We start from the raw sequence: 25373 nt of genomic DNA, 5'->3' as shown, positions 1-25373 counted from the left end.
GCGGGTCGCCCTCGGTTCACACGGTGAGAAAACTCTAGCCGCGTGAACGCCGTGCTATTTCGTGCTATTTAGTCGCTGACCTACTTCGAGAGCGCTCCGTAGCGGAACTTGAACGACGCGTCGAGCGTGTCCTTGATCCCCTTGACATCCTTCCCCGCAACAGCGACCTGGTCGCCCTGCAGCAGCGGGATGGTCGGGAGGTCCGCGGCGACATCCGCCTGGATCTCTTCGATGATCTTCGCCCGCTCGGCCTTGTCGCTGGTCACACCCTGCTTGAGGATGAGGCCGTCGACGGTCGGGTTGTCGTAGTGGTTGAGGATGAACGCCTCCTTGTCCGTCGGGTTGTAGAAGAACGGCGTGAGGTAGTTGTCAGCGTCGGAGTAGTCCGGGAACCAACCGAGCTGGAACACCGAGTAGACGCCGGCCTTGCGGTCTTTCGAGTACTGCACGTACTCGGTGGACTGCAGGTTGACCGAGAACAGGCCGCCGGTCTCGAGCTCGCTCTTCAGTGCCGCGTACTCGTCGCTCGACGACTCACCGTAGTGATCGGTGTTGTACTGCAGGTCGAGCTTGATCGGGGTGGTGACGCCGGCGTCCTGCAGGGTCTTCTTGGCCTTCGACTCGTCCGGGCCGCCCTTGCCGTTGCCGTACAGGTCCTTCAGCACCGTGGTGGCACCGGTCAGGCCGTCCGGAACGTAGGAGTACAGCGGCGAGTACGTGCCCTTGTAGACATCCTTCGACAGAGCGTCGCGGTCGACCAGGTCGGCAGCCGCCTGGCGCACAGCGAGAGCCTTGGCCGGGTTGGCATCCGGTGTCTTCGTTCCGTACGGAGCGGTCTGGAAGTTGAAGACGAAGTAGCGGATCTCGCCACCGGGACCGTGGTAAACGGTCACGTTTTTTTCCTTCTCGAGGCTCGAGACGTCGGTGGGCGACAGGCTGCGGAAGGCGACATCCACATCGCCCTTCTGCACGTCGAGCTTGAGGTTCGACTGCGACGTGTAGTACTTGACGTTGACCACATCGGTCTTCGCCTTGCCGAGCACCCCGTCGTAGTTGGGGTTCGCCTTGTAGGAGATCAGGTTGTTGAAGTTATAGCTCTTGATCGTGTACTGGCCGGCGAAGGCGTTGCTCTTGACGATGTCGTTGTCGCTGAGGAGCTTGTCGGCCGGGAAGACCTGCTCGTCGACGATCGGGCCAGCGGGGCTCGACAGAATCTGCTTGAAGACCTGGTCGTTCGCCTGCTTGAGCGTGAACACGACGGTGGTCGCATCGGGGGCCGCGACGCTCGCGAGGTTGTACAGCAGCGACGACGGGCCGTTCTCGTCCGCGATCTTCAGGTCGCGGTCGAAGGTGAACTTGACGTCGGAGGAGGTGAGCTTGTCACCGTTGGCGAACTTGAGGTTTGGCTTCAGCTTGACCGTGAACTCGGTCGGCGAGGTGAAGTCACCGGAGACGGCGATGTCGGGCTGAACGTCCGGGCTGCCGTACGGGGTGTTGAAGAGGAACGGAAATACCTGGTTCTGCACGGCGAACGAGCCGTTGTCGTACGAACCGGCCGGGTCGAGCACGGTGACCTTGTCAGTCGTGCCGATGGTGAGCGGCGTGGAGGCAGCGTTGTTGCTGTTTGCCCCGCCGGCCGAGCAACCCGCCAGGGTGATTGCCGCAACGGCGGCGACCCCCAGCAGTGCAAGCGAACGCTTGCGGAAGATGGATGCGGACGTCATGCGTCTACCTCTCTTGGTCGAAAGCACTCGGCTCTCTTGGTTGAAAGCACTCGGGCAGGCCACGAGCGCTCATTGACTTCGGGAGCGCATGCGGCAGACCACGAAAAGGCACCCCGAACGAGGGCCGTGCATTGCTGTATGCGTCCTTGCTATCAGAGAAGCGGAGTCGGCCACCAATTCACGGGGGCAAAACGGCGGAATGTTTACCCACCTGCAACACAGGGAGTGGCCCGCAGTGAGGCGGGCTCAGTCCCCGCGGAGGGTGCGCCGCTCGGCCTCGATGCGGACCAGTTCGACCTGGAGGTCGCGGTAGCGCTGGGGCTCGGCCACGGCATCCGTTCGTTGCAGCGCACCGAGAAGCTCGGTCTTCTGCCGCAACAGATCACGGTCGACCATGGTGGAGGTGACCCCACGGCCGTAAATGGTGAGCTCGCGCCCCTCCTTCTCGGGGATCGGAGCCACGCCAAGCTCCTTCACCAGGTTCGCGTACGGCAGCGGCACCTCGGCAACCACCCGGTCGACCCACGCCGTGGTGGCGAAGGCTGCGGGACCATCGGGCGAGCCGAGCGCCGCGGTGATGCCGTCGCTCACCACCGCCAGCGACGGATTGGAGTAGACGGCCTGGCTGGCACGGCGCACCAGGTCGATGCCGATGGACTCCGGGTACTGCAGCATCGCCATGAGCGAGTCGCGCTCGAGACGCGTGGATGGGTCGGTGGGCAGCTGCATCATGGACGGTCCGACGATCGCGTCCTGCACGACCGTCTGGGCCGACTCCGGCTGATGCTGCGTTCTGCGCTGCGGTTCGGCCGGGCGCCCCCGCACCGAGGTCACCGCGCGACCGACCTCTCCGAGGTCCATGCCGAGCCAGCCCGCGAGACTGCGCACGTAGCCCGAGGTGAGGGACTGATCACGGATGCCCGCGAGCACCGGCGCGGACGCCCGGAGCGCGCCGACCCGGCCCTCGACCGTGTCCAGGTTGTACTCCGCGAGCACGCGCCGCAGCATGAACTCGAACATCGGCTTCTTGTTCGTGATCAACCGCCGCACGGCGTCGTCGCCGCGCTGCAGGCGCAGGTCGCACGGGTCGAGTCCGTCGGGCGCGACCGCGACAAAGGTCTGGGCGGCGAAGCGCTGCTCCTCGGCGAAAGCGCGACTCGCCGCCTTCTGGCCGGCCTCATCCGGGTCGAAGGTGAAGATGACCTCACCCAGCCCGTGCGAATCGGCGTTGTCGAAGTCGCCCAGCACGCGGCGGACGACCTTGATGTGGTCCACCCCGAAAGCGGTGCCACAGGTGGCGACCGCGGTCGTGACGCCCGCGAGATGGCAGGCCATGACATCCGTATAGCCCTCGACGACCACGACCTGTTTGCCGCGGGAGATGTCACGTTTTGCCAGGTCCAGCCCGTAGAGGACGTGCGACTTGTGATACACCGCCGTCTCGGGGGTGTTGAGGTATTTGGGGCCCTGGTCGTCATCCAGCAGGCGCCGAGCGCCGAACCCCAGCGCGGCGCCGGTGACGTCGCGAATCGGCCAGACCAGGCGGCCGCGGAATCGGTCGTACGTGCCGCGATCGCCCTGCCCGACGAGTCCGGCGGCGAGCAGCTCCGCCTCGGTGAAACCCTTCGATTTGAGGTGCTTGCTCAGGGCGTCGTAGCTCTTCGGCGCGAAGCCGACGCCGAAACGCTGGGCGGCGGCGGGGTCGAAGCCACGCTCACCGAGGAACTGCCTGGCGGGCTCCGCCTCGGGCGTGACCAGTTGGCCGACGAAGTACGCTGCCGCCGCCTCGTTGGCGCCGAGGATGCGGGCGCGGTTGCCCTGGTCGGGGTTGGCGTTGCCGCCGTCTTCATAGTGGAGCTCGAAGCCGATGCGGGCCGCCATGCGCTCGACCGATTCGGAGAACGTGGTGTGGTCCATCTTCTGCAAGAAGCTGAAGACATCGCCGTCTTCGCCGCAGCCGAAGCAGTGGTACCGACCGACACCGGGGCGCACATGGAAGCTCGGGCTGCGCTCGTCATGGAACGGGCAGAGGCCCTTCATGGAGCCCACACCGGCGCCCTTCAGGGTGACGTAGTCCCCTACCACGTCGGCGATGTTGACGCGCGCCCGCACCTCGTCGATGTCATTGCGTCTGATCAGTCCGGGCACCCGCCCAGTCTACTTTCGCGCGGGGTCGCTCCGGCCGGGGCGGCCCCACCTGTGGGCGACCCCACGGAAACTCAGGACTTGTGCGCGGGGAGTCGCCCACCGCGCACGTGTCGACGGCGAAACGCGACCACTTTCCTGAGTTTCCGATTTCGGCTCGGGCAACTATGGACACTCAGGAGTTGCGTTCGGGGCTTCGCTAGCGGACGAGGCGCTCGTGCCAGGACATCGCCGACTGGTCGGTGAGGGACGCTACTTGGTCCACCACCGCGCGCTTGCGGCCGGCGTCAGTGCTGGCCTCGCGCCAGTCGGCCGCGAAGCCAGCGTCGAGCACGGAATCGCCCCGCGCCAACAGCGTCTCGGCGAGTTCGGTCAGGATCTCCCGCTGTTCGGCGTAGATCGGCTGCCGCGTATTGTGCGACATGACGAAGGCCGCGACGATGCCTTTCAGCACGGCGATCTCCGCGGCGATCTCGCGCGGCACAACCATGCTGGCTCGGAAGCGGATGAGGCTGCCATCGCCGTCTGCTGCCCGCGTTGCCTGCACCGCAGCGCCCGCGAAGCGTCCGATCAGCTGGCTGGTCAGGTTCTTCAGTCGGCCCTGATCACGGCGCGAGCCGTCCCACGTGTCGAGCCATACGTCGAGCAGATCGAGGCGATCGAACGCGGCGATCAGCTCGTTGTGATCGAACTCGCCCCCGATCCACGAGAACATCGAATCGACCAGATCGCTGTGGTTGACCCGAGCGCCGAGGGCGGCGACGTCGATGTAGCCGTTCACCACAGCATCCTCGAAGTCGTGGACCGAGTAGGCGATGTCGTCTGAGAGGTCCATGACTTGAGCCTCGATACACAGCCGGCGGTCGGGTGCGCCCTGCCGCAGCCAGGTGAATGCATCCACGTCATCGGCGTAAAAGCCGAACTTCGAGCGCCCGCTCGGATCGTCGACCGCCGAGCTGTCCGGCCAGGGATACTTGCAACTCGCATCAAGGCTCGCCCGGGTGAGGTTGAGCCCGTACGACCGTCCGTCGCTGCCGAAGACCTTCGGCTCGATGCGGGTCAGCACCCGCAGGGTCTGCGCATTGCCCTCGAAGCCGCCGATGTCAGAAGCCCAGACGCTGAGAGCCTTCTCGCCGTTGTGGCCGAACGGCGGGTGTCCGAGGTCGTGCGCGAGGCAGGCGGTGTCCACGACATCCGGATCGAGCCCCAGGCTGGTAGCGAGTTCGCGACCGACCTGTGCGACCTCGAGCGAATGGGTCAGGCGGTTGCGAGCGAAGTCGAGTCCGGCGGCGGGGCTGAGCACCTGCGTCTTTGCCGCGAGACGACGCAGCGCGCTCGAGTGCAGCAGCCGAGCGCGGTCGCGTGCGAAGTCGCTGCGCCTGCTGGAATGCTGTTCGGGATACCACCGCGCCGTGTCGTGCTCGCCGTAGGTCTCTGCTGCCACTCGCTCCCCCATGCCGGTCAGGCCGGCGCCGCGATCAGCCGCCACTGTTGCTCAGCTCGAACTCCGCCATCTCGGCCCGGCCGGACTGCTCCAGCTCGCGGCTCAGCAACCAGCCATCGGGTAGCGAAGGACGCTTCGGAGTTCCTGCGCGACCGCGCGGACCCTCCGCGTCGGACCCCGGGTACGGCTGCTCCCAGTCGAGCGTGCCCAGCAGATCGTCCATCTGCTGCAGGCTCTCCACGGTCGCCAGGGCGGCTCGCACCTCACCACCGACCGGGTACCCCTTGAAGTACCAGGCGATGTGCTTACGGATGTCGCGGCACGCGTGATCCTCGTCGCCGTCGAAGAAATCGACCAGTAGCTCGGTGTGCCGCCGCAGCGTCGCGGCGACGGTACCGAGCGACGGCTGCGGGATGTCGGTCTCCCCACGGAATGCGGCAGACAACTCGCCGAACAGCCACGGTCGCCCGAGGCAGCCGCGCCCGACGACGACGCCGTCACAGCCGGTCTCTTCGACCATGCGGATTGCGTCGGCGCCCGACCAGATGTCGCCGTTGCCGAGCACCGGCACGCTGGTGATGGTCTGCTTGAGCTTCGCGATGGCCGACCAGTCGGCGTGACCGCTGTAGAACTCGGAGGCGGTTCGCGCGTGCAGCGCGATGCTCGACACCCCTGCGCCCTCGGCGATGCGCCCGGCCTCGAGGTAGGTGAGGTGGTCTGCGTCGATACCCTTACGCATCTTGATGGTGAGCGGACGGTCTCCTGCAGCCTTCACCGCTCCCTCGACGATGTCGCGGAACAGGTCGAGCTTCCACGGGAGTGCGGCGCCGCCGCCCTTTCGGGTGACCTTCGGCACCGGACATCCGAAATTCAGATCGATGTGATCGGCCCGGTCCTCGGCGACGAGCATCGTCACGGCCTCGGACACGGTCTTCGGGTCGACGCCGTAAAGCTGGATGCTGCGCGGCGTCTCCGACTCGTGGTGCTTGATGAGGCGCATCGATCCCTCGGTGCGCTCGACCAGCGCGCGGCTGGTGATCATCTCGGACACGTAGAGCCCTGCACCGAATTCGCGGCAAAGCCGACGGAAGGCGGTGTTGGTGATGCCTGCCATCGGCGCGAGGATCACCGGAACATCAAGCTCGAGTGGCCCGATCGTGAGATTCTTCTGCGGGGCTGCGGTCATGGTCACCCCACGATTGTCCCATGTTCTCTCTGGGTGACGGCTCGCCTGACCTCGATAGGCTCGCTGCGTACCGTCAGCGCGTGGAAGGCACCCGACATGACCGAACCCCTCACCGGAACCGCACGAGTCGAAGCGGATGCCGCGGCTCGCGGCCTCGCGATAGAGATCGTCGAGCGGCCACCCGCCGACAGCCTCGAGCATGCGGCAGAGCTGCTCGGACTCACGCCCCGCGAGATCATCAAGTCTCTCGTGGTGCGCAAGCACACCCCCGAGGGTGCGCCGAGCGAGTACCTCTTCGCCCTCGTCCCCGGCGACCGGCAGATCTCCTGGGCGAAGCTGCGGGCCCTCGTCGGTGTCAACAAGCTCTCGTTGCCGTCGCCGGAGCTGGCGTTGGAGGCAACCGGGTATGCGCGGGGAACCATCACCCCGCTCGGCGCTTACGGTGACTGGCCCGTCTATGCGGACGCGTCCATCACGGGATCGCGCATCGCGCTCGGCGCGGGCGCGCACGGCTACAGTGCGTTCGTCGACGCGGACTCGTTCATCGCCGCGTTCCACGCAACCGTGGCCGACATCAGCTGAGTCATATCGATCCGATGTCCTCGGGACCGACGGTACGCACTCCTCGTTCGTGGCTGAGAAACGGGCCACGCACTCGCACTCTGGCGAGGCGTCCGGCCTCCGTCACCAGCTGGAGCCAGAGTCGATCGTCGTCGCTGATCGTGTCCGAGCCGAATCGCTCGAGCACGAACACGACAGAGCTGGCGCGAACCTCCGCGATCAGATCGGTGAGGAAGTCGGCGAATTTGATCACCGAGTCCGCCTCGGGCCGTCGTGGAATGTCCGACGGCATGAGCAACGGGAGCTGCACGTCGTCGTGGTCGAGAAACATCAGCCAGAGCTGGCGGCGCAGCGCGCGGCCCACCAGCTGCTCGACGCGAACCATGAGGAGTGCGTCAGTGTCGAGTATCTCGAGAGCGGTGTCGTCGTAGTGGGGAATCGTCATCGCTCCAGCGTGACGACCGTGGGGAGCGCGGCAGCGACATCCGTCGAATCTGTGGAGGAGTCATCCGTCCACAGGGTCAGCGCGGACTAGACGTTGTCGTCGTCAAGGCGCGCGTTGACGATCGCTTGCTCGTGGTGCTCAGGGATCGCGCAGAAGTCGCCGACGCAGGCCGCCGCTGACGGATCTCCCAGGATGGTGAGGGGGATGGTGCGTGCATCCGTCACTGGACTGACTCTCTCTCGCTGGCGACCTTGGCGAGCACGTTAGCGAACGCCGCAGCCTCCTGAGCGCCGGACACACCGTACTTGCCGTCGATCACGAAGAACGGAACCCCGTTGATGCCGTACTCGGTCGCCTGCGCGACGTCGGCCTTGACGTCGGAGAGAAACTCTTCGGACTCGAGCGCGCGCACCACGTCATCGCGATCAAAGCCCAGGTCTGCCGCGATGTCGGCCAGGTCAGCGATGCGCCCGACATGTTCACCGTTGACGAAGTACGCCTCCAGAAGGCGCTCCTTCATCTCGAGCTGACGGCCCTTCGACTTGGCATAGTGCAGCAGCTCGTGCGCCTTCACCGTGTTGGTCTGGTGAATGTGGTCGTAGTCATAATCGAGGCCCACGGACTTCGCGATGTCGGTGACGCGGCCGATCATCTGCTCGGCCTGGTCGCGGGAGATGCCTTTGCGGTCACTCAGGTAGTCGATGGGGGTGCCCTCGAAGTCGACCGGGGTGTCGGGTGCCAGTTCGAAGGAGTGGTACTCCACCTCGACGGCTCCCCCGAATTCGGCGACGCCGGCCTCGAACTTACGCTTTCCGATGAAACACCAGGGGCACTGCACGTCGGACCAGATGTCTACCTTGATCGGCTCACTCATGTCAGTGCCAACGCGCCACCCCGACGCGTATTCCCGCCGACACCCATCGGAAACTCAGGACTTCGTCGCCGCTCTCGTCTGCGCCGTCGCCTACTTCCGGGGATGTTCACCCGCGCGGGCGAAGCGACTCCTGAGTTTCCCTGGGGCGAGCGCATGGCGAGGGCAGCGTCGATCTGGGCTTCGACGAGCTGCCAGTCGGTGAACACCATCCGCGCCGACGCGCGCAGGCTGTGAAAGCCTTCGATGGTGGTCACCGCACCCTTGTGATGGTCCTGCTCGAACCTCGGCGCGTGAAACTCCTCGCCATTGATCTCCAGCGCCACGGTGTCGTCGACGACCAGGTCGATCCGCTCGCCCGTCGTCAGCGGAACCTGCGATCTGAGCCGGTGGCCACCGCTCCTGAGCCGCGTGCGACTGAGGCTCTCCGGCAGCGAGTCGCAGCGATCATCCGCCCAGCGCGAAAGGCCTTCGAAGTCTGCGGGCAGCCCCAGGACGAGCAACTCCAGGTCGAATTGCTCGATGCGCCCGGTGCGGAGCGCCCAGTCGATGGCCGCCACCGCGGTCTCGAGGTCTTCGTCGAGCACCACGCGGTGAAGGGCGTCCATCAGGCCGACGGATGTCGCGTCGCCTCGATCGCGGATATCCCTCGAATCCCAATGCAGCACGACACCGTGAGGCGCTGTCACATCGAAGCGGACATGGCGGTCGCGGACCGAGCGGAGCCGCGCAGCGTTGTCGTGCACGGAGACGTGCAACTGATGATCGCCGAGCACCCAGCCGCCGGCCGCCAGAATCGCCGAGATACCGGTGAGGCGGCCGCCGACCCGTACGGCCCTTACCCGCAAATCGGTTGTCGGGAGGGTCGTGTACCACCCCTGCCGTGCCCGAATCACGTCGCCGCGTTTCACCGCGGCGGTCAGGTCGAGGTCACGCGCGCCGCGGGCGACCAGCTGTTGCTTTTGGGCCATCCCGCCGAGGGAGTCGACGATAGCGGCAATGTCTCGCATGCAGACATCGTGAGCCGCGGCATCCGCTCACCGTGACCTGAACTCGGGTTCTGTGGAGAGGACGCTCGTCTGCTCATCTGTGGACGAGCAGACCCCAACGGAAACTCAGGACTTAGTGAGCTGGCATCAACCACGCATCCCCGGAAATCCGGGAATCTCGTTGGGGCCGGGGGCAACAATCCTGAGTTTCCGAAGGTGGGCACGCGCGACGTGACGCCCGGCGTGCGCAACGCGGCGACCGCGCGACGCAGCGGCCCGGGGCGGGTCAAGCGCCGAGCAGCTGCTCCGCGAGGTACCCGCGCACTTTTTCGAGCGAGATGCGCTGCTGTCCCATCGAGTCGCGTTCGCGGATAGTCACAGCGTTGTCTTCGAGGGTGTCGAAGTCGACCGTGATGCAGAACGGCGTCCCGATCTCGTCCTGGCGGCGGTAGCGACGGCCGATGGCTCCGGCGTCGTCGAAGTCGATGTTCCAGTACTTGCGGAGGTCGGCTGCGAGGTTCTTCGCCACCGGGGAGAGCTGCTCGTTGCGCGACAGCGGAAGCACGGCGACCTTCACCGGCGCGAGACGGCGGTCGAGTCGCAGCACGATGCGCTTGTCCACGCCGCCCTTCGTGTTGGGGGCTTCGTCCTCGTGGTATGCATCGACCAGGAACGCCATCAGAGCGCGTGTCAAACCGAATGCAGGCTCGATCACGAAGGGGATCCAGCGCTCGTTCTTGGTCTGGTCGAAGTAGCTGAGGTCGACGCCGGATCCCTCCGAGTGCGTCTTCAGGTCGAAGTCGGTGCGGTTGGCGACGCCCATCAACTCGCCCCACTCGCTGCCGGCGAAGCGGAAGCGGTACTCGAGGTCGACAGTGCGCTTCGAGTAGTGCGACAGCTTCTCGGTCGGGTGCTCGTAGCGTCGGATGTTGTCCGGCGTCATGCCCAGCCCGAGGAACCACTCTTCGCAGGCGTCGATCCAGTACTGGAACCATTCGTCGTCGGTGCCGGGCTCGACGAAGTACTCCATCTCCATCTGTTCGAACTCGCGGGTGCGGAAGATGAAGTTTCCGGGCGTGATCTCATTGCGGAAGCTCTTGCCGACCTGCGCGATGCCGAATGGCGGCTTCATGCGCGCCGCACCCATGACGTTCGCGAAGTTGGTGAAGATCCCCTGCGCCGTCTCAGGGCGGAGGTACGCCATCCCCTCCTCGTTGTCGACCGGGCCGAGGAAGGTCTTCAGCAGACCGGAGAAGTTCTGCGGCTCGGTCCAGTTGCCGGGCTGGCCGGTGTCGGGGTCTTTGATGTCGGCGAGGCCGTTCGGGGCCGGGTGACCGTGTTTCTCCTCATAGGCCTCGAGCAGGTGGTCGGCACGAAAGCGCTTGTGAGTGTAGAGCGACTCGACCAGGGGGTCACTGAATACCTCGACGTGGCCGGAGACCTCCCAGACCTTGCGGGGAAGGATGACCGCGGAGTCGAGGCCGACGATGTCGTCGCGACCCTGCACCATGAACTGCCACCACTGGCGCTTGATGTTCTCCTTGAGGGCGGTGCCGAGCGGCCCGTAATCCCAGGCGGAGCGCGATCCGCCGTAGATCTCTCCCGACTGGAAGACGAAACCGCGGCGCTTCGCGAGGTTGATGACGGGATCGAGCGGGGAGGCGTTGGCCACGTGTAACTCCAAAGGTCAGCCGTGCTGGGTGCGCGGTCTGAGTGGGCGGTCGAATTGCAGCCTTCAGCCTAGCGATCCCCCGCCCTTTGGAAACTCAGGAGACTGGCACACGGAGATCGTTCACCTCCGGGGTGGTCGTGACCGCAGTCCTGAGTTTCCGAAGGGGCAGCAGGGTGGCAAGCACCGCCGCAACGTCGCAATCGTCGTTCCAGAGGTGGAAGGCGGCTCGCAGCCTCCCCGCTCGACCCGACGCACGGATGCCCGCTGCCGCCAACGCCGCGAGGTCGACACCGTCAGGGTCGGCCCACGTCACGATCGCGCGCTCCTGCCGCGGGATCCCGAGGCCATCGCACAGCGCATTGCCCAGGCCGGCGACCCGATCCCAGATCTCGGTGATGTCCAGTTCGGAGAACATGCGGATGGCAGGCTCCGCCCCGACCCACGCGGGCCAGGCGGGAGACACGTCGAACGCCCGGGCGTCGTCGGCGAGTCGCATTGCGGGCCCGTAACACGATTGCCAGATCTCGTCCCCCGAATACCAGCCCGCCTGCGTCGGCGTCAGTAGTTTCTGAAACGACGCGGACAGCGTGAGAAAGGCGACCCCGCGCGGCGAACACAACCACTTGTAGGCGTGACAGACGGTTGCATCGAATACGGACGCATCCACCGGGTGTACCCCCGCGGACTGCGTCGTGTCGCAGAACGTGTACGCGCCATGGCGCTTCGCGGCCGCCACGATCGCGTCGACATCGGCGACCTGCCCGGTGGACGACTGGATGTGGGAGAACGCAATTAGCCACGTGTCATCGCCCACAGCCTCGGCGAGTTGCCCGACCTGAACGGAGCGCACCCTCACATCGCGGCGCTGAAGAAACGGGAAGACCATCGAGCTGAACTCGCCGTCGACGGTGAGCACCTCGGCGCCGGCGGGCACTGCCGCGGCGATGACACTCGCGATGGCGGAGGTCTGTGAGCCGATCGCCACCCGGGCGGCGGCGACGCCGACGAGTCGGGCATATGACTCGCGTGTGCGCGAAACGACGCCGTCATAATCCATCGGGTTGCGCTGAGCCGACTCCCAGAGATCGAGATCGGCACGCTGTGCAGCCAGCGTCTCGGCGGTCGGGAGGCCCATCGTCGCGGCGGCGAGGTATCCCCGCGGGGATGCGAAACTGGCGACGGCGCGGCCGAGCCGGGGTGACGGGGACATGTGACCAGCCTGGGCGGTCAACATCCATTGGACAAGACGACATGTGCCATGCAACCAATAACCTGAGTCAATGGATCTCGATCTGCACACCGTCCGCATCGTGCGGGCGATCGCCGACAGCGGCAGCATCACCGGAGCTGCACGGATGCTCGGCTACAGCCAGCCAGCCGTGAGCCAGCACCTGCAACGCGCCGAGAGTCGGATCGGACTCCCGCTCGTCGCGCCCGCCGGCCGCACCGTGCGACTCACCGAGGCAGGGCAGCTGCTAGCACGCCACGCGCTCGCAATCACCTCAGCGCTGGACGCAGCCGCGGGCGAGCTCGCGGATCTCGCCGGGCTGCGATCGGGCACCGTGCGGGTGGCCGCGTTTCCCACGGCGTCATCGACCATCGTGCCGAGGTTCCTCGCCGGCATGGCGGAGCGTCACCCGGGAGTCCATGTGAGCTACCTGGAGACCGAGCCACCCGAAGCCATTGCGATGCTTCGGGAGGGCGCGATCGACGTCGCGATCACCTTCTCGTACCCCGGTGACCGCGGTGAGCCCGATGTCACCGATCTCGTGGTGCCGTTGTTCACCGAGGAGCTCGTCGTGGTGCTTCCGGCCGGGCATGCGCGCGCCGCGGATGACCGGGTCGACGTGACCAGGCTGGGCGACGAACGATGGATCGCCGGATGCCCGCGCTGCCGCGGCCACCTCCTCGCTGTGTGTGAGGCGGAGGGGTTCATCCCGCGGATCGGCTTCGAGACAGACAACGCCGGTGCCGTACTCAGCATGGTCGCAAGCGGACTCGGAGTGGCGATGTTGCCGCGGCTGGCGCTCGCGACCGCTGCGCTTCCCGCCGGGGCGGTGACGCGTGAGCTCCGGAAGCCGAGCATCCGGAGCATCCAGGCGGTGGCCAACGAGGGCGCGGCCCGAGTGCCGGCGCTTGCTGCGAGCATGAGCCTGCTGCGTGCACTGCGCGGAGACGACTGGGGCCTCACACCCTCCTGAGCGCGCCCACGCTTCGGAAACTCAGGAAGACGGTGTGCGGTTCACAGCACCACGACCGAGCATTCGGGACCGTGGTTGGGCTGGCACGACAAATTTCCTGAATTTTCGAAGGGGCTGCCGGGTGAAGCTCGGCGTGCAGCTTCGGTCAGATGCCGGTGCGGCGATGCGCCTGCTCGATCAGATCGAGAGCAGCGAGTGCGTCGCGCGGGGCCACCGGCATCGGAGTGCCATCGCGGAGCGCTTGGGCGACGCCCGCGTAGAACGCCGCGTACTCGCCGCGCTCGGTGGGGTATGGCGTCGGTGGCACGTCGGCCGACCCGGTGATGCCGAGCAGTCCCCAGCGGTCCTCGGGCACGTCGCCGAATCCCGGATCCGACGGCTGGGCACCGCCCATGAGCGCGGGCTCCTGCCCGTCGAGACCCTGCACCGTGTATCCGGATGCCGACCCGAGAACCCGGAACCGCGGCGCGTTCTGTGCGGCGAATCGGCTCATCGTGAGATGCGACCGCACCCCGCTCTCGTGCAGCAGCGAGAGGAACGCTTCGTCATCGCTCACCCCGCCCTCACGCAGCACCGAGAGTTCAGCGGTCTCGAGAGTCGCCGGCCCGAACAGCTGCACGGCCTGATCGACGAGGTGGCTGCCCAGGTCGAAGGTGATGCCCGCGCCAGCCGAGGTCGGCGTAGTGTCCTGCCACCGGTCGCGAAGTGCCGGCGACCAGCGCTCGAACGTCGACTCGAAGCGGTGCACCCGGCCGAGTGTGCCATCGGCGAGGAGCTTCTGCACAGTGCGGAAATCGCCATCCCAGCGGCGGTTCTGGTACACGGTCAGCGGCACCCCGGCATCCTCAGACGCCTCGATGATGCTGGTCGCCTCGACGACGGATGCCGCGAACGGCTTATCGATGACGACCGCGATCCCAGCGGCGATGGCCGCCTGCGCCTGCTCGAGATGCACCTGCGCCGGGGAGGCCAGCACGACCAGGTCGAGCTCTCCGTCGAGCAGCTCGTCCGGCGTCGCGACGACCGTGGCCGAGGGATGCTGCTCCCGCGCCTGCTGCGCTCGCGCCTCGTTCGAGGTGGAGATGAGGTCGAGCGAGAAGTCGGGGTTCGCGGCGATGAAAGGCGAGTGGAAGATACGTCCCGAGAGGCCGTAGCCGATGATCCCGGTGCGGATGGCGGTCATTTCTAGTCCTCTGTCTCGGTGTCACTGGTACCGGTGTCACTGGTTTCGGGTTCGCGGAGCTCCCACGGCAGCGGTCCGGCGAGCTCGATCGGCTCGGCCGGCGGCTCGTCGAATGGCCCGGGCTCGGGCGCGTGCCCCAGCATGCCCGGGTTGCGCCCGCTCGCAGCGGGAACCTCGTGGCGCCCGACCAGCGCATGACGCAAACGCGAGATGAACGGGGGTTTGTCGGGTGCGGCCATGGCTCCAGCGTACCGACGAGCGGTGGTTCGCTGGCCCGCTGTCGACTGCGCTGGGCGCATGACCCTCCTGCGTTACGGAAACTCAGGAAAGCGGTCGTCACAGCGCCGGTTTTCCGGCGTTAACCGCGTGGCTCGCGACCAGAGTCCTGAGTTTCCGAAGATGGCGAGGCGCTAGGTCCTCGACAGGGAACGGGAAGCGCGCAGCGGGCGCGGTCAGGCGGCGGCTATGAGCTGGCGGGCGTAGGTGACGCGACCGTTGATGTCCTGTGCCACAAAGGGGTTCGGCGCGGGGATCTGCGTTGCATAAACCAGGTCGCCGTTCTGCACCGTCACCAGCAGATAGCCGACCGTGCGGTTCTCCCGCGCCAGCAGGAAGAGCAGTCCGAGCAGGAAGAAGAAGGCGAGGACGACCGCCAGCACGATCGCCCAGGTGGGGATCTTCGACTCGGTGCGGCTGAGGTCGGTGACGAAGAGTTGTGTGCCCTGGATCGGCCGGGCACCGATCGGGGTGACCACCCAACTCTTGCTGAAGACGACGTCGCCGATCTGCACCAGCGCCGCTTCGGGTGTCGCCGGGGCAGGGACAGGGATGATCTCGCTCACGCCCGCAGCCTAGCGGCATGCGGCTCCGCGCAACTAGGCGCTCGGCGCATCAATCGCGCCGCCGAACCGTCGGTTGCGCGACGCATACAACGAGATCGCCTGCCAGAGGTCGTCGCGGGTGAAGTCCGGCCAGAGCGTGTCGAGGAAGACCATCTCGGCGTATGCGCTCTGCCAGAGCATGAAGTTGCTGGTGCGCTGCTCGCCCGAGCTCCGAACGAAGAGGTCGACATCGGGAAGGTCCGGCTGGTACAGGTGTTTCTGGATGACCTTCTCCGAGATTCCGGACGGCTTCAGCCTGCCCGCAGCGACCTCGTCGGCGATCCGGCGCACGGCATCCTGAATCTCCGTACGTCCGCCGTAATTCACGCACATGGTGAGGGTCAACGTGGAGTTTCCCGCGGTGAGTCGCTCGGCGAACTGCAACTCGTCGATGACCGATCGCCAGAGCTTGGGGCGGCGTCCGGCCCAGCGCACCCGCACTCCCCAGTCGTTGAGCTGGTCGCGGCGGCGGTGAAGGACATCGCGGTTGAAGCCCATCAGAAACCGGACCTCATCTGGCGAACGCTTCCAGTTCTCGGTCGAGAAGGCGTAGACGCTGAGGTGCTTGACGCCGATCTGGATGGCACCCGCCACGACATCGAGGAGTGACGCCTCGCCGGCCTTGTGACCCTCGACGCGGGTGAGGCCCTTGCCATTGGCCCAGCGCCCATTGCCGTCCATGACGATCGCGACGTGGTTGGGTACGGCGGCCTTCGGCAAGGCTGGCGGGTAGAGACCGGTCCAGTCGACCGGCTTGAAGTCGACGGCGTCGCGGTGGGTCTTGGCTACGGGCATCGAGTCACACTTCCTGGGAGGGGATGCGGCTGCGGTCGACGTGCTCGAGGGAGCGGAGTCCGCGGTCGAGATGGAACTGGGTGTATGCGGCGACGACGCCACTCGCCTGAGAGCGGGTGCGGTCATCCGCCGCGTCGGCCGCTGCCCAATCGCCGGTCAGGAGCGAGAACAGCAGCCCCAGAGTGCCGGGGTCGAGCCGCGGGGCACCGGGCGGGGCGACCTCGTCGGCGACGACGCCGCCGAGCTGCACGACGAAGGCGGAGTGCGGCCCGGGCGCGCCGGTGACGGCGCAGTCGATGAAGCTCGGCGACCAGCCGGCGATGGAGAGCGCGCGGAGCAGATAGGAGTCGAGCGTGAGGCTGGAGCCGTGCTCGGTGCGCGCGAGGGAGCGCAACGCACCGACCAGCAGCAGGTATTGCTGCAGGCTAGGCTCGGCATCCGTCAGCTTGTCGGCAGCCTCGACCATGGCGCTGGCGGCCGTGTAGCTGCCATAGTCCGCGGTGATTTCGGCGCCGTACGAGCCGACCGATTCGGCCTGGGTGATGGTGTCGAGGCTTCGCCCCTCGAACAGCTGCACATCCGCGACCATGAACGGCTCGAGCCGTGCACCGAACTTGCTCGCGGTGCGGCGAACGCCCTTCGCCACCGCACGGATCTTGCCGTGCTGCCGGGTGAGCATCGTGACGATGCGGTCGGCCTCACCCAGCTTGTGGGTGCGCAGCACGACGGCTTCGTCACGGTAGAGAGGCATCCCCCGATTATCGCGTGTGTACCTGGGTCAGCGGATCGCGACAGCCCGGTCGATGAGCCTCGTCAGCAGCTCGGTGTAGCTCACGCCGACCGCCTGCCACATGCGCGGGTACTGGCTGAAGGCGGTGAACCCGGGCAGGGTGTTGACCTCGTTGAGGGTGATGGTGCCGTCCTCGCCGACGAAGAAGTCGACGCGGGCAAGACCCTCGCAGTCGAGGGCGCGGAAGGCCTGCTGCGCGTACTCCCCCAGCTGAGTGGCGAGGGCGTCTGGAATCTGGGCCGGCACCTCGAGCTCGGCGCCACCGGCCGTGTACTTGGCCTCGTAGTCGAAGAACACCGAGTGGGTCGGGCGGATGCGCAGCGGCGCCCCCACGCCGAGCGTTCCATTGACGGCCTGCAGAACGCCGAGGTCGATCTCGTCGCCGACAATAGCCATCTGCACCAGCGCAGTTGTGTCGTGCTCGAGCGCGAGGTCGATGGCGGCGAGCAACTCGTCGGGCGTCTCGACGCGGCTCGCGCCGACGCTCGACCCGGCGCGGTTCGGCTTGACGAACAGCGGGTACTCGAGCTCTGCCGAGAGTTCGATCGCCTCGTCGCGAGTATCGGCGGTGATGCCGCGGGTCGGAATGGTCGGGATGCCCGCGGCCTCCAGCACCTGCTGGGAGAGCAGTTTGTCCATCGCGAGTGCGCTCGAGAGCACCCCGCAGCCGACATAGGGGATTCCGGACAGCTCGAGCAGACCCTGCACGGTGCCGTCTTCGCCGAATCGTCCGTGCAGCACGGGGAAGGCGACGTCGATGTCGTCGAGATCCGGGAACCGTGTGCCGCCTTCGGCGTCGGCCAGGGCATCCACGGTCTCGACCCGGTGGAAGCGACCGGACTTGTCGATGCCGATCAGCACGCCCTCGAACTGCTCGCCATCCAGGTTGTCGAAGGCACTTCTGGCGGAGTTCAGCGACACCTCGTGCTCGCTGTTAGCCCCGCCGAAGATGATGCCGATGCGCTTTACGATGATGCTGTCCCTACCTGGTTGATGTGTTCTCTTGCCATGCGGCCGCCGAGACCGGTGAGGATCTCATGGGCGATCGTACCGGTCACGTCGGCCCATTCCTGGGCGTCCGGCTCGCCCGCGCGCGGTGACCCGAGCAGCACGACCTCGGCTCCGAGTCTTACGGGAGCGTTACCCACGTCGACCACGAGCTGGTCCATCGAGATGGCCCCGACGATCGGATGCCGCACGCCGTCGATCACGACCTGGCCGCCGTGCGACAGCCCGCGCGGCACCCCGTCGCCATAGCCCACCGGCACGAGCACGAGTGTCGTCTCGCGTTCGGTCACATAGGCGTGGTTGTAACTCACGCCGCTGCCGGCGGCAACTCGACGCACCTGCGTGGCACGGCTCACAACACGCATCGTCGGCTCGAGGCCGTGCACGCGGTCACTGACGGTTTCGATGCCGTACACGCCGGCGCCGCAGCGCACCAGGTCGAACCAGGTCTGCTCGTGATCGAGGGCGGCAGCGGAGTTCGCCAGGTGGAGCACTCGCGGGGTCAGGCCGCTTTTTCTGGCGAGGGCCACCCCGTGCTCGAACGCTTCTCGCTGTGCTGTCGTCGACAGCGGGTCCGGGTCGGCAGCGAGGGCGAGGTGCGACCAGATTCCGGTTACCTCCACTGCCTCGAGGTGAGCGGCCGCGGCGCAGAGCTCGGCCCAGCGCGCGCGTTCAGCGCCTCCGCGGGCCATGCCGGTGTCGAGCTCGAGGTGCACCTGGGCTGTGCTGCCGGTAATGCGCGCTGCATCGGCCACCGCCCGGAGGGTCTCGATGTTGGCGCAGGAGATGGTGACGGTGGCGGCCACGGCATCCGTCAACCGGGTCCAGGGGTCAGCGAGCCAACAGAGCACGGGGGCGTCGATGCCTGCCGCGCGCAGGGCAAGAGCCTCGTCGACGGTGGCGACGCCGAGCCATTCCGCGCCGATCGCCACGGCGGTGCGGGCGACATCGAGCATGCCGTGGCCGAAGCCATCTGCCTTGACGACGACCATGATGCCGGCCCCGCTGGAGGGGCGTAGTCGCTCGATGTTGCGGGCGATCGCGGCGTGATCGACGATGCGGGTGGCGAGCGGTCGGGCGTGAAGCTGCTCCCCCGACGTCATTGCCTCAGGATACTGGCGGGTCGCTCGGCACCCGTCCCACCACGCGCCGCGGGGGAAACTCAGGACACCGGTCGCGGCCGCCTGCACAGAGAGCCAATTCAGACCCGACCCGTTACCGCACTCCTGAGTTTCCGTTATCTGACTGGAGCGGGGTGCCCGCAAAGAGACAAATGGAAACTCAGGACACCGGGCGCGCCCTAGACCGCGGCGAGCTCACGGTCACTCGAAGCCGACCGCACCGCGCGGTTCACCGCCGACACGACCGCCTTGAGGGATGCCGTGGAGATGTCCGCATCGATGCCGACGCCCCAGAGGCGCGTGCCATTGACGTCCAGCTCGACGTACGCCGCCGCGACCGCATCCCCGCCGCCGCTGAGCGCATGCTCGACGTAGTCGTACAGCTTGACCTCCACGCCCTGGTCGGCGATCACGGTGAGGAACGCCGCGATCGGACCATTGCCGACCGCCTCGGCAGTGATCATGTCGTCGCCCACCCGCAGCTCGGTGAGCAGGATGGTGCTGCCCGACATGTCACTCGACGTGCGCGTCGAGGCGAGTTCGAAACGGCCCCACTTGTCGTCGGGCGAGCTCGCGGGCAGGTACTCGTCCTGGAAGATCTCCCAGATCTGATCACTGGTGACCTCACCGCCCTCGGCGTCGGTCTTGGTCTGCACGACGCCGGAGAACTCGATCTGCAGCTTGCGCGGGAGATCCAGCGCATGGTCGGTCTTGAGCAGGTAGGCAACGCCGCCCTTGCCCGACTGCGAGTTGACCCGGATGACCGCCTCGTAGCTACGTCCGAGATCCTTGGGGTCGACGGGCAGGTAGGGCACTGCCCAGGTGAGCTCGTCCACCGTGATGCCGCGGGCCGCGGCATCCGTCGCCATCGCCTCGAAGCCCTTCTTGATGGCGTCCTGATGGGAGCCGCTGAATGCGGTGTAGACCAGGTCGCCGGCCCAGGGGTGACGCTCGGGGACGGGCAGCTGGTTGACGAACTCGACGGTGCGCTTGACCGCGTCGAGGTCGCTGAAATCGATCTGCGGGTCGATGCCCTGGGTGAACAGGTTGATGCCCAAGGCAACCAGGTCGACGTTGCCGGTGCGCTCCCCATTGCCGAACAGGCAGCCCTCGATGCGGTCGGCTCCGGCGAGGTAGCCGAGCTCGGCCGCTGCCACCGCTGTGCCGCGGTCGTTGTGCGGGTGCAGGGACAGGATGACGTTCTCGCGGTGGTTCAGGCGCCGCGACATCCACTCGATCGAGTCGGCGTAGACGTTGGGGGTTGCCATCTCGACCGTCGCGGGAAGATTGATGATGACCTTGCGCTCGGGCGTCGGCTCGAAGATCTCGATGACCTGATTGCAGACGTCGAGCGCGAACTCGAGCTCGGTGCCGGTGTAGCTCTCTGGCGAGTATTCGTAGAAGATCTCGGTGCCGGCGGCGATCGGCTCTGCAGCCTTGCACAGCCGGGCGCCCTCAAGAGCGATGTCGATGATGCCCTGCTTGTCGGTGCGGAACACCACGTCGCGCTGCAGAATGCTGGTCGAGTTGTAGAGGTGAACGATGGCCCGCTTCGCACCGATCAGCGACTCGTAGGTGCGGTTGATCAGGCTCTCGCGCGCCTGGGTGAGCACCTGGATAGTGACGTCGTCGGGGATCAGGTCTTCGTCGATGAGCGTGCGGACGAAGTCGAAGTCCGTCTGGCTCGCGCTCGGGAAGCCGACCTCGATCTCCTTGTATCCCATCTTCACGAGCAGATCGAACATGATCCGCTTGCGCTCGGGGCTCATCGGGTCGATCAGGGCCTGGTTGCCGTCACGCAGGTCGACTGCGCACCACCGCGGCGCCTCGGTGATGTGCTTGGACGGCCAGGTGCGGTCAGGCAGATCGACGCCCAGGGTCTCGCGGTACGGGCGGTACTTGTGGATCGGCATTGCAGAAGCCGACTGGGTGTTCTTCATGTCTTTGCTCTCGTCTGGTGGGGGTGAGGCCAATGACGCTGCGTTTGATCAGCACTGGCCGCGACGAGTGAGGCCTGGGTTAGGACTCGTCGCGGCAGCTAAGGAGGAGCAGACCGGAAAGCACGTCTTCAGGCTAGCACCGCGGCCCGCGCCGCTGGAAACTCAGGAGTCTGGTCGACTGCCGCTGCCGAGCGGACCCGTTTCACGTCTTGACCGGAACGCTTTCCTGAGTTTCCGACGGGGCGGGGGCGGGGTCGGTACCTCGAGTGGCGCCGTGCGCTGCCGAGTTGGGCTCCGGAACGGCGACTGCAGGCCCGGGCGCCGGGCGCGGGTCTATCGTCTCCGGGGCGAGGGCAGGAGGCGCAGCCGGAACCGGAGCCGGGGCGGAGGCGGGGCCGAGGGAACGGAGAAAGCGGATGCCGCCGCGCACCGACAGCGAGGGCACGTAGGCACGGGCGAGCGCGAGTCCGATCGCGGGCAAGGCCAGCGGGTCGGGGTACGCCATCGCGAGCGGGCGGAACTCGGGCTGGAACTTTCGCTTGAACGCGAACAACGAGCGGAAGCCGTACACCGGCTCCAGCCGCGCGCCGACGAACGCGAGGGTGCGGGCCGCCGCGCTCTGTTCGACCTCGACTCCGCCGTGTGCGAGCGGAGCGGCCGAGAGACTCATGAATTCGATCCCGTCGTCGCGGAATTGCTCTGCCGCACGAGCAATCACGAACTCCATGATCCCGTTCATCCCGTCAGGCGCTCGCCGCATGAAGTCGAGCGTCCACCCCACGATGCGCCCATCGCGGTACGTCGGCAGCCAACTGGTCACCGCCACCACGCGATCGTCCGCATCGCAGGCGAGCATCAGCCCTACTGCCGGATCGTGCAACTCATCCATCCCACCGAGGGTGAATCCCATCTCGGGCAATTCCTTTTCGGCCACCCAGGCCTCCGAGATTTCCCCGATCTGCGCCGCGTGGGCAACCGATAGCGACGGATAGGTTGTCCACACCGCCCGCACTCCGGCACGTTCCGCGCGGTTTATCGAGCTGCGCACGTCCTGCCAACGCTTCCCGGTGGTCTTCCATTGCTGCGGCAACACGACGGTCTCATCGCCGACGCCCATCGACGACCACCCCAGACGCTCACATTCCGCCAGGTATCTCTCGTGGATCGAGTAGAAGACGGGGGTCCACCCGTTGTCGTCGCAGAACGTCGCGAACTCCTCGATGGCGGCGAGCGCTGCATCCGGTGCACCGATCGGCTCCGACGAGGTGATCGCGACGTCGCCGATCACACGGTAGGCCACGCCTGCCTCGCCCGACCGCGAGAACCAGTAGGAGTTTCCGGGCCACGTCGCCCAATACGAGAGCGAGCCACCACCAACACCCGTCAGTAGCGAGCGGATACGCGCCGACCCGGCCACGTCATCCGCAGTCCGCGCGCGGAGGACAACTAGCAGCGCGCCGACCACCACGGTGAGCCAGAACACCGGCCCGATCCAGTAGTAGAGAAAGTGTGTCGCGGTGTCTGTGGGCAGGAAGGCGAGGCGGTCCACCTTGAGCAGACCGATCGGCACGAATCGCTCTGGCAGGTCGAGAAGTAAGTCAGCGAGCCCGACGCGGGGATGGAAGCGCGAACTCAGCAGCCACCCGCCACCCACGTAGAGCAGAGAAAGTCCGACCAGCGCGATGGCCACCGTGAGGATGTAGCGCACCGCAGTCTCCCGCGACGCACGAAGTCTCAGGTGCCGCAGGTTGGCCAGCACGAACAACGCGATCGCGAGCGGGAGCAGCACAGACGCGGTGAGCGAGATCGTCACCTCCCAGTAGTGCGTTCCGTGCACCCGCACCGGGTCGCCCACCAAGGGAAGGAGGCCGTAGAAGTAAGCGGCGAGCGCCGCGAGGGTGACGTTGACCCCGATGGCGAGCCACGCCCCGAATCGGCGGCCGCGCAACAGGCCGAGCGCTGCGACGAGGAGGGTCAGCATCGGGAGGATGGTCAACAGCACCGGACCCACGCCACTGATTCGCTCCAGGGTCATGTCGTGAAGGCACGCGTGGGTAATGGCGAGGGCGCGGCACTCGTCGACGGTGGACACGCCTCCAGGACGAGCATCGGTGAGGAGCAGCCCCAGCGGCGCCAGCGCGCCGAGGCGCACCCTGCTGAAGACCGTGATGGCCGGACCGATCGCGGTGATCGCGACGACCGCGGCAAGGAGCACCCTCATCTCCCGGTGCGAGCTGCGCTGCCAGCGAAGCGGACCGTCGGTCGGGTGGAGCGCGACCCCGAGGCCGAGACCGGCGAGTGTCGCGAGACTTCGGTAGAGGTCGGAGGGGTCACCTGCGTAGAGGAGGAACATCAGCACGATGGACCCGGTGACGACGCGGATTCTCCGGCGCCACAGTGGGCCGGCGAACGCGCTGGCCGTCATGATGGTGCCCGCGATCGCTGTCATGGGGTCGAGGGTGACGATCTCGCTCACCCGCCGCGACCAGAGTTCGCCGAGAGCCGAGCCGACGGACTGCACCACGACTCCGACCACCACCCCGGCCAGTGCAGTGGTGACGAACGCGATGGCTGTTCTGCGGCTACCCATGAGTCGTTCCGCCGCGCCGACCACGACCACCATGGCGATGATGACGAGCGGGAGATCGAGGCCGCCGTCCGTGAGGAACGCCGACGTCAACGGTGTCCACCATCGGTGGAAGCCGACCACCTGCTCGTATCCGGTACCGAGGGCGAAGGAAACGGATGAGGTAGGGCCGAGGAACCCGCGGCCGAGTACAGCCCCGACGAGCGTGAGAGCAACGAGCACGATGGTGGTCGGATGGCGGCGCAATGTCTTCCTAACCATGGGATATCAACCCCCAATGCTCGCTTATCGCGGGAATCATCTTGGCCAACGAGTAGCGCACGGTGTGCCAATCATGCGCGGTTCCCGGGGAGACGTACAGATGCGTCGTCATCCCGGCCGCCGACGCCTCAGCGGCGACCTGCCTCAGCCCCGGGCCGTATCGCTGGTCGCCCGATCCCACCGCGAAGAGCGCAAAGCTGTTCGTGTACGGAGCTGACCGGGCCAAGATCGCGGCGGGTAATGCAGCCTCGTATGCGGACCGCGAGCCTGCGAAACCCGCGTCGATGGTCTGCTGCACTGTGCCTCGCTTCGGCGCGACCTGGCCCGAGATATCGACGATGCTGCCGTAGAGGCTGGGGTGTGCTGCGCCGAGTTGGATGGAGCAGGTTCCCCCTTGGGAGAAGCCGCCAATCCCCCGGTCGGCCGGCCCCGATAGTGCCGTGAGATGCGCATGGACCCAGGCTGCGACATCGCGGGTGACATAGGTCGCGGAGTTGCCGAGCGCGCCGTCGACGCACATCGGGTTCGCCGTCTCCTGCCCCAACTGATCTGGCACCACGACGATCGGAGCCAACCCGTCATGGCTGTGCGCATAGGAGTCGAGTGCGCTCGCGAGCGCGCCGGACGTGAACAGGTCGGAGGGCGCTCCCGGCTGTCCCGAGAGCATGACGAGGACGGGCAGCTTGGCCGGACGAGCGACCAGCGCGGCAGGCGGAAGGTAGACGATCGCCGGTCGCGCAGCGAAATGCGAGCTCGTCGCGGGAATGGTAACCGTGCCGACCCGACCGTTCTGCGGCATGTGCGCCGGCGAGGTCCACGTGTCGATCGGCTCGCTCGCTCCACGAGCGGGGAGGACCAGCGGGCGGTATCCACCGAGGCCCACCGCATCCTTCACCGTCGGAAACTCGCCAAGATCGGCATTGATCCCCACAGATCCGACGAGCACCGCCACCACCACCACCACGGCACCCAACACCTTCGAACGCGGGCCCGCGCGGAACGATCGGGCGATTCCGAGCGCCATGCCAGCTACCAGAACGGCGAACCAGGTCCGGGTCGTGAAGGAGAGATCCACGTCGAAGAGGTCGAGGACATCCCCGAGAAGCCAACAGAGAAGATAGCCGAGTCCGAGTCCGGCAAGCCCGACGACCCCTGCAACGGGCAACCAGCGACGCCACCGGCGGGTGACGAGCAGCGCGACCAGTGCAGCCGCTCCGAGGGCCATGACCACGACGGGCAACGGCCCGCTGATCAGGTGGAGCGAGAGCAGTGCGGAGATCACGGTCGTGCCTTTCGAGCGGGTGCCGTGAGTCAGTATGCGAGGGTCGACGCTGCCCCAGGTGTGATTTCGCGCTTCCTGTGTGAGTCTTCAGAAAATCCTGGAGAAACCTGATGAGGGGCACTGACGGTGGGCACTGACGGTGGGCACTCACGGTGGGCACTCACGGTGGGCACTCACGGTGGGCACTGACGCTGGGTACCGACGCTGGGTACCGACGCTGCCGTGACAAGGCCGCCTACCCGTGTCGCCCGGCCTCCCGAGAGGTCGCCCGCTCCTCATGTCCTGGA

Annotated in this window: 22 protein-coding genes; 2 read left to right on the top strand and 20 right to left on the bottom strand. The window is 66.7% G+C overall.

Going from position 1 to position 25373, the window contains the following annotated elements:
• Positions 1-80 precede the first annotated feature (80 nt).
• The 4 genes from IV501_RS03150 to dusB form a co-directional block, all read right to left on the bottom strand.
• Positions 81-1724, bottom strand: coding sequence for an ABC transporter substrate-binding protein (locus tag IV501_RS03150; RefSeq protein WP_200554941.1), 1644 nt, complete (start codon positions 1722-1724; stop codon positions 81-83).
• Between the two features lie 246 nt (positions 1725-1970).
• Positions 1971-3872, bottom strand: coding sequence for a DNA primase (dnaG, locus tag IV501_RS03145; protein WP_200554940.1), 1902 nt, complete (start codon positions 3870-3872; stop codon positions 1971-1973).
• A 196-nt stretch (positions 3873-4068) separates the two neighbouring features.
• Positions 4069-5325, bottom strand: a complete 1257-nt coding sequence (locus IV501_RS03140) for a deoxyguanosinetriphosphate triphosphohydrolase (RefSeq protein WP_200555417.1) — start codon at positions 5323-5325, stop codon at positions 4069-4071.
• A gap of 22 nt (positions 5326-5347) precedes the next feature.
• A complete protein-coding gene (dusB, locus tag IV501_RS03135) occupies positions 5348-6499 on the bottom strand; it encodes a tRNA dihydrouridine synthase DusB (protein WP_200555416.1) in 1152 nt (383 codons plus the stop codon).
• 96 nt (positions 6500-6595) lie between these two features.
• Between dusB and IV501_RS03130 the strand changes: the two genes are divergently transcribed.
• Positions 6596-7081 carry an aminoacyl-tRNA deacylase gene (locus IV501_RS03130; protein WP_200554939.1) on the top strand — a complete coding sequence of 162 codons (486 nt, stop codon included), beginning with the start codon at positions 6596-6598 and terminating at the stop codon, positions 7079-7081.
• A gap of 1 nt (position 7082) precedes the next feature.
• Here IV501_RS03130 and IV501_RS03125 read toward each other — a convergent pair whose 3' ends face one another.
• From IV501_RS03125 to IV501_RS03100, 6 genes are all read right to left on the bottom strand, one after another.
• Positions 7083-7505, bottom strand: coding sequence for a hypothetical protein (locus IV501_RS03125; RefSeq protein WP_200554938.1), 423 nt, complete (start codon positions 7503-7505; stop codon positions 7083-7085).
• 86 nt (positions 7506-7591) lie between these two features.
• A complete protein-coding gene (locus IV501_RS03120) occupies positions 7592-7729 on the bottom strand; it encodes a hypothetical protein (RefSeq protein WP_200554937.1) in 138 nt (45 codons plus the stop codon).
• Positions 7726-8379: a DsbA family oxidoreductase gene (locus tag IV501_RS03115; protein ID WP_200554936.1), complete on the bottom strand. Its 654-nt coding sequence runs from the start codon at positions 8377-8379 to the stop codon at positions 7726-7728. Before IV501_RS03115 ends, IV501_RS03120 begins: the two co-directional genes overlap by 4 nt.
• The gene (locus tag IV501_RS03110) at positions 8376-9386 is read right to left on the bottom strand and encodes a hypothetical protein (RefSeq protein WP_200554935.1); all 1011 of its coding nucleotides are present in this window, start codon (positions 9384-9386) and stop codon (positions 8376-8378) included. Before IV501_RS03110 ends, IV501_RS03115 begins: the two co-directional genes overlap by 4 nt.
• Positions 9387-9651: 265 nt before the next feature.
• The gene (locus tag IV501_RS03105; RefSeq protein WP_200554934.1) at positions 9652-11037 is read right to left on the bottom strand and encodes a glycine--tRNA ligase; all 1386 of its coding nucleotides are present in this window, start codon (positions 11035-11037) and stop codon (positions 9652-9654) included.
• Positions 11038-11131: 94 nt separating this feature from the next.
• Positions 11132-12247, bottom strand: coding sequence for an aminotransferase class V-fold PLP-dependent enzyme (locus IV501_RS03100; RefSeq protein WP_200554933.1), 1116 nt, complete (start codon positions 12245-12247; stop codon positions 11132-11134).
• Between the two features lie 70 nt (positions 12248-12317).
• Here IV501_RS03100 and IV501_RS03095 point away from each other — a divergent pair, with 70 nt between their 5' ends.
• On the top strand, positions 12318-13238 hold the full coding sequence (locus IV501_RS03095) for a LysR family transcriptional regulator (RefSeq protein WP_200554932.1): 921 nt from the start codon (positions 12318-12320) through the stop codon (positions 13236-13238).
• Positions 13239-13383: 145 nt separating this feature from the next.
• Here the strand turns inward: IV501_RS03095 and IV501_RS03090 are convergent, their stop codons facing one another.
• The 10 genes from IV501_RS03090 to IV501_RS16505 form a co-directional block, all read right to left on the bottom strand.
• Positions 13384-14421: a Gfo/Idh/MocA family protein gene (locus tag IV501_RS03090; protein ID WP_200554931.1), complete on the bottom strand. Its 1038-nt coding sequence runs from the start codon at positions 14419-14421 to the stop codon at positions 13384-13386.
• Between the two features lie 2 nt (positions 14422-14423).
• Positions 14424-14660, bottom strand: coding sequence for a hypothetical protein (locus tag IV501_RS03085; protein WP_200554930.1), 237 nt, complete (start codon positions 14658-14660; stop codon positions 14424-14426).
• Between the two features lie 213 nt (positions 14661-14873).
• Positions 14874-15263, bottom strand: coding sequence for a hypothetical protein (locus IV501_RS03080; protein WP_200554929.1), 390 nt, complete (start codon positions 15261-15263; stop codon positions 14874-14876).
• Positions 15264-15296: 33 nt separating this feature from the next.
• Entirely contained in the window at positions 15297-16097 is an 801-nt protein-coding gene (locus tag IV501_RS03075) for an isoprenyl transferase (protein ID WP_200554928.1), read from the bottom strand.
• Between the two features lie 4 nt (positions 16098-16101).
• Positions 16102-16848, bottom strand: coding sequence for a DNA repair protein RecO (recO, locus tag IV501_RS03070; protein ID WP_200554927.1), 747 nt, complete (start codon positions 16846-16848; stop codon positions 16102-16104).
• Positions 16849-16875: 27 nt separating this feature from the next.
• Positions 16876-17838, bottom strand: coding sequence for a D-alanine--D-alanine ligase family protein (locus IV501_RS03065; RefSeq protein WP_307812195.1), 963 nt, complete (start codon positions 17836-17838; stop codon positions 16876-16878).
• Positions 17839-17852: 14 nt separating this feature from the next.
• On the bottom strand, positions 17853-18998 hold the full coding sequence (gene alr, locus IV501_RS03060) for an alanine racemase (RefSeq protein WP_200554926.1): 1146 nt from the start codon (positions 18996-18998) through the stop codon (positions 17853-17855).
• Between the two features lie 197 nt (positions 18999-19195).
• Positions 19196-20956, bottom strand: coding sequence for a 2-isopropylmalate synthase (leuA, locus tag IV501_RS03055; RefSeq protein WP_200554925.1), 1761 nt, complete (start codon positions 20954-20956; stop codon positions 19196-19198).
• A gap of 202 nt (positions 20957-21158) precedes the next feature.
• Complete coding sequence (locus tag IV501_RS03050) at positions 21159-23804, bottom strand: DUF2156 domain-containing protein (RefSeq protein WP_200554924.1); 2646 nt, start codon at positions 23802-23804, stop codon at positions 21159-21161.
• On the bottom strand, positions 23797-25086 hold the full coding sequence (locus IV501_RS16505; protein ID WP_200554923.1) for an alpha/beta hydrolase: 1290 nt from the start codon (positions 25084-25086) through the stop codon (positions 23797-23799). Before IV501_RS16505 ends, IV501_RS03050 begins: the two co-directional genes overlap by 8 nt.
• Between the last annotated feature and the right edge of the window lie 287 nt (positions 25087-25373).

It is taken from the genome of Lacisediminihabitans changchengi, from assembly GCF_016634425.1.
Taxonomy (GTDB): domain Bacteria; phylum Actinomycetota; class Actinomycetes; order Actinomycetales; family Microbacteriaceae; genus Lacisediminihabitans; species Lacisediminihabitans changchengi.
Note: the sequence above shows the minus strand (reverse complement) of the source record. Positions and strands in the feature narration are given on the sequence as shown.

Coding starts and splice junctions, on each gene's coding strand:
- IV501_RS03150 (WP_200554941.1), bottom strand. CDS start 1,724: ATGACGTCCGCATCCATCTTCCGCAAGCGTTCGCTTGCACTGCTGGGG.
- recO (WP_200554927.1), bottom strand. CDS start 16,848: ATGCCTCTCTACCGTGACGAAGCCGTCGTGCTGCGCACCCACAAGCTG.
- leuA (WP_200554925.1), bottom strand. CDS start 20,956: ATGAAGAACACCCAGTCGGCTTCTGCAATGCCGATCCACAAGTACCGC.
- IV501_RS03110 (WP_200554935.1), bottom strand. CDS start 9,386: ATGCGAGACATTGCCGCTATCGTCGACTCCCTCGGCGGGATGGCCCAA.
- IV501_RS03095 (WP_200554932.1), top strand. CDS start 12,318: ATGGATCTCGATCTGCACACCGTCCGCATCGTGCGGGCGATCGCCGAC.
- IV501_RS03115 (WP_200554936.1), bottom strand. CDS start 8,379: ATGAGTGAGCCGATCAAGGTAGACATCTGGTCCGACGTGCAGTGCCCC.
- IV501_RS03100 (WP_200554933.1), bottom strand. CDS start 12,247: ATGTCCCCGTCACCCCGGCTCGGCCGCGCCGTCGCCAGTTTCGCATCC.
- IV501_RS03085 (WP_200554930.1), bottom strand. CDS start 14,660: ATGGCCGCACCCGACAAACCCCCGTTCATCTCGCGTTTGCGTCATGCG.
- dusB (WP_200555416.1), bottom strand. CDS start 6,499: ATGACCGCAGCCCCGCAGAAGAATCTCACGATCGGGCCACTCGAGCTT.
- IV501_RS03050 (WP_200554924.1), bottom strand. CDS start 23,804: ATGGTTAGGAAGACATTGCGCCGCCATCCGACCACCATCGTGCTCGTT.
- IV501_RS03075 (WP_200554928.1), bottom strand. CDS start 16,097: ATGCCCGTAGCCAAGACCCACCGCGACGCCGTCGACTTCAAGCCGGTC.
- IV501_RS03130 (WP_200554939.1), top strand. CDS start 6,596: ATGACCGAACCCCTCACCGGAACCGCACGAGTCGAAGCGGATGCCGCG.
- alr (WP_200554926.1), bottom strand. CDS start 18,998: ATGACGTCGGGGGAGCAGCTTCACGCCCGACCGCTCGCCACCCGCATC.
- IV501_RS03090 (WP_200554931.1), bottom strand. CDS start 14,421: ATGACCGCCATCCGCACCGGGATCATCGGCTACGGCCTCTCGGGACGT.
- IV501_RS03140 (WP_200555417.1), bottom strand. CDS start 5,325: ATGGGGGAGCGAGTGGCAGCAGAGACCTACGGCGAGCACGACACGGCG.
- IV501_RS03125 (WP_200554938.1), bottom strand. CDS start 7,505: ATGACGATTCCCCACTACGACGACACCGCTCTCGAGATACTCGACACT.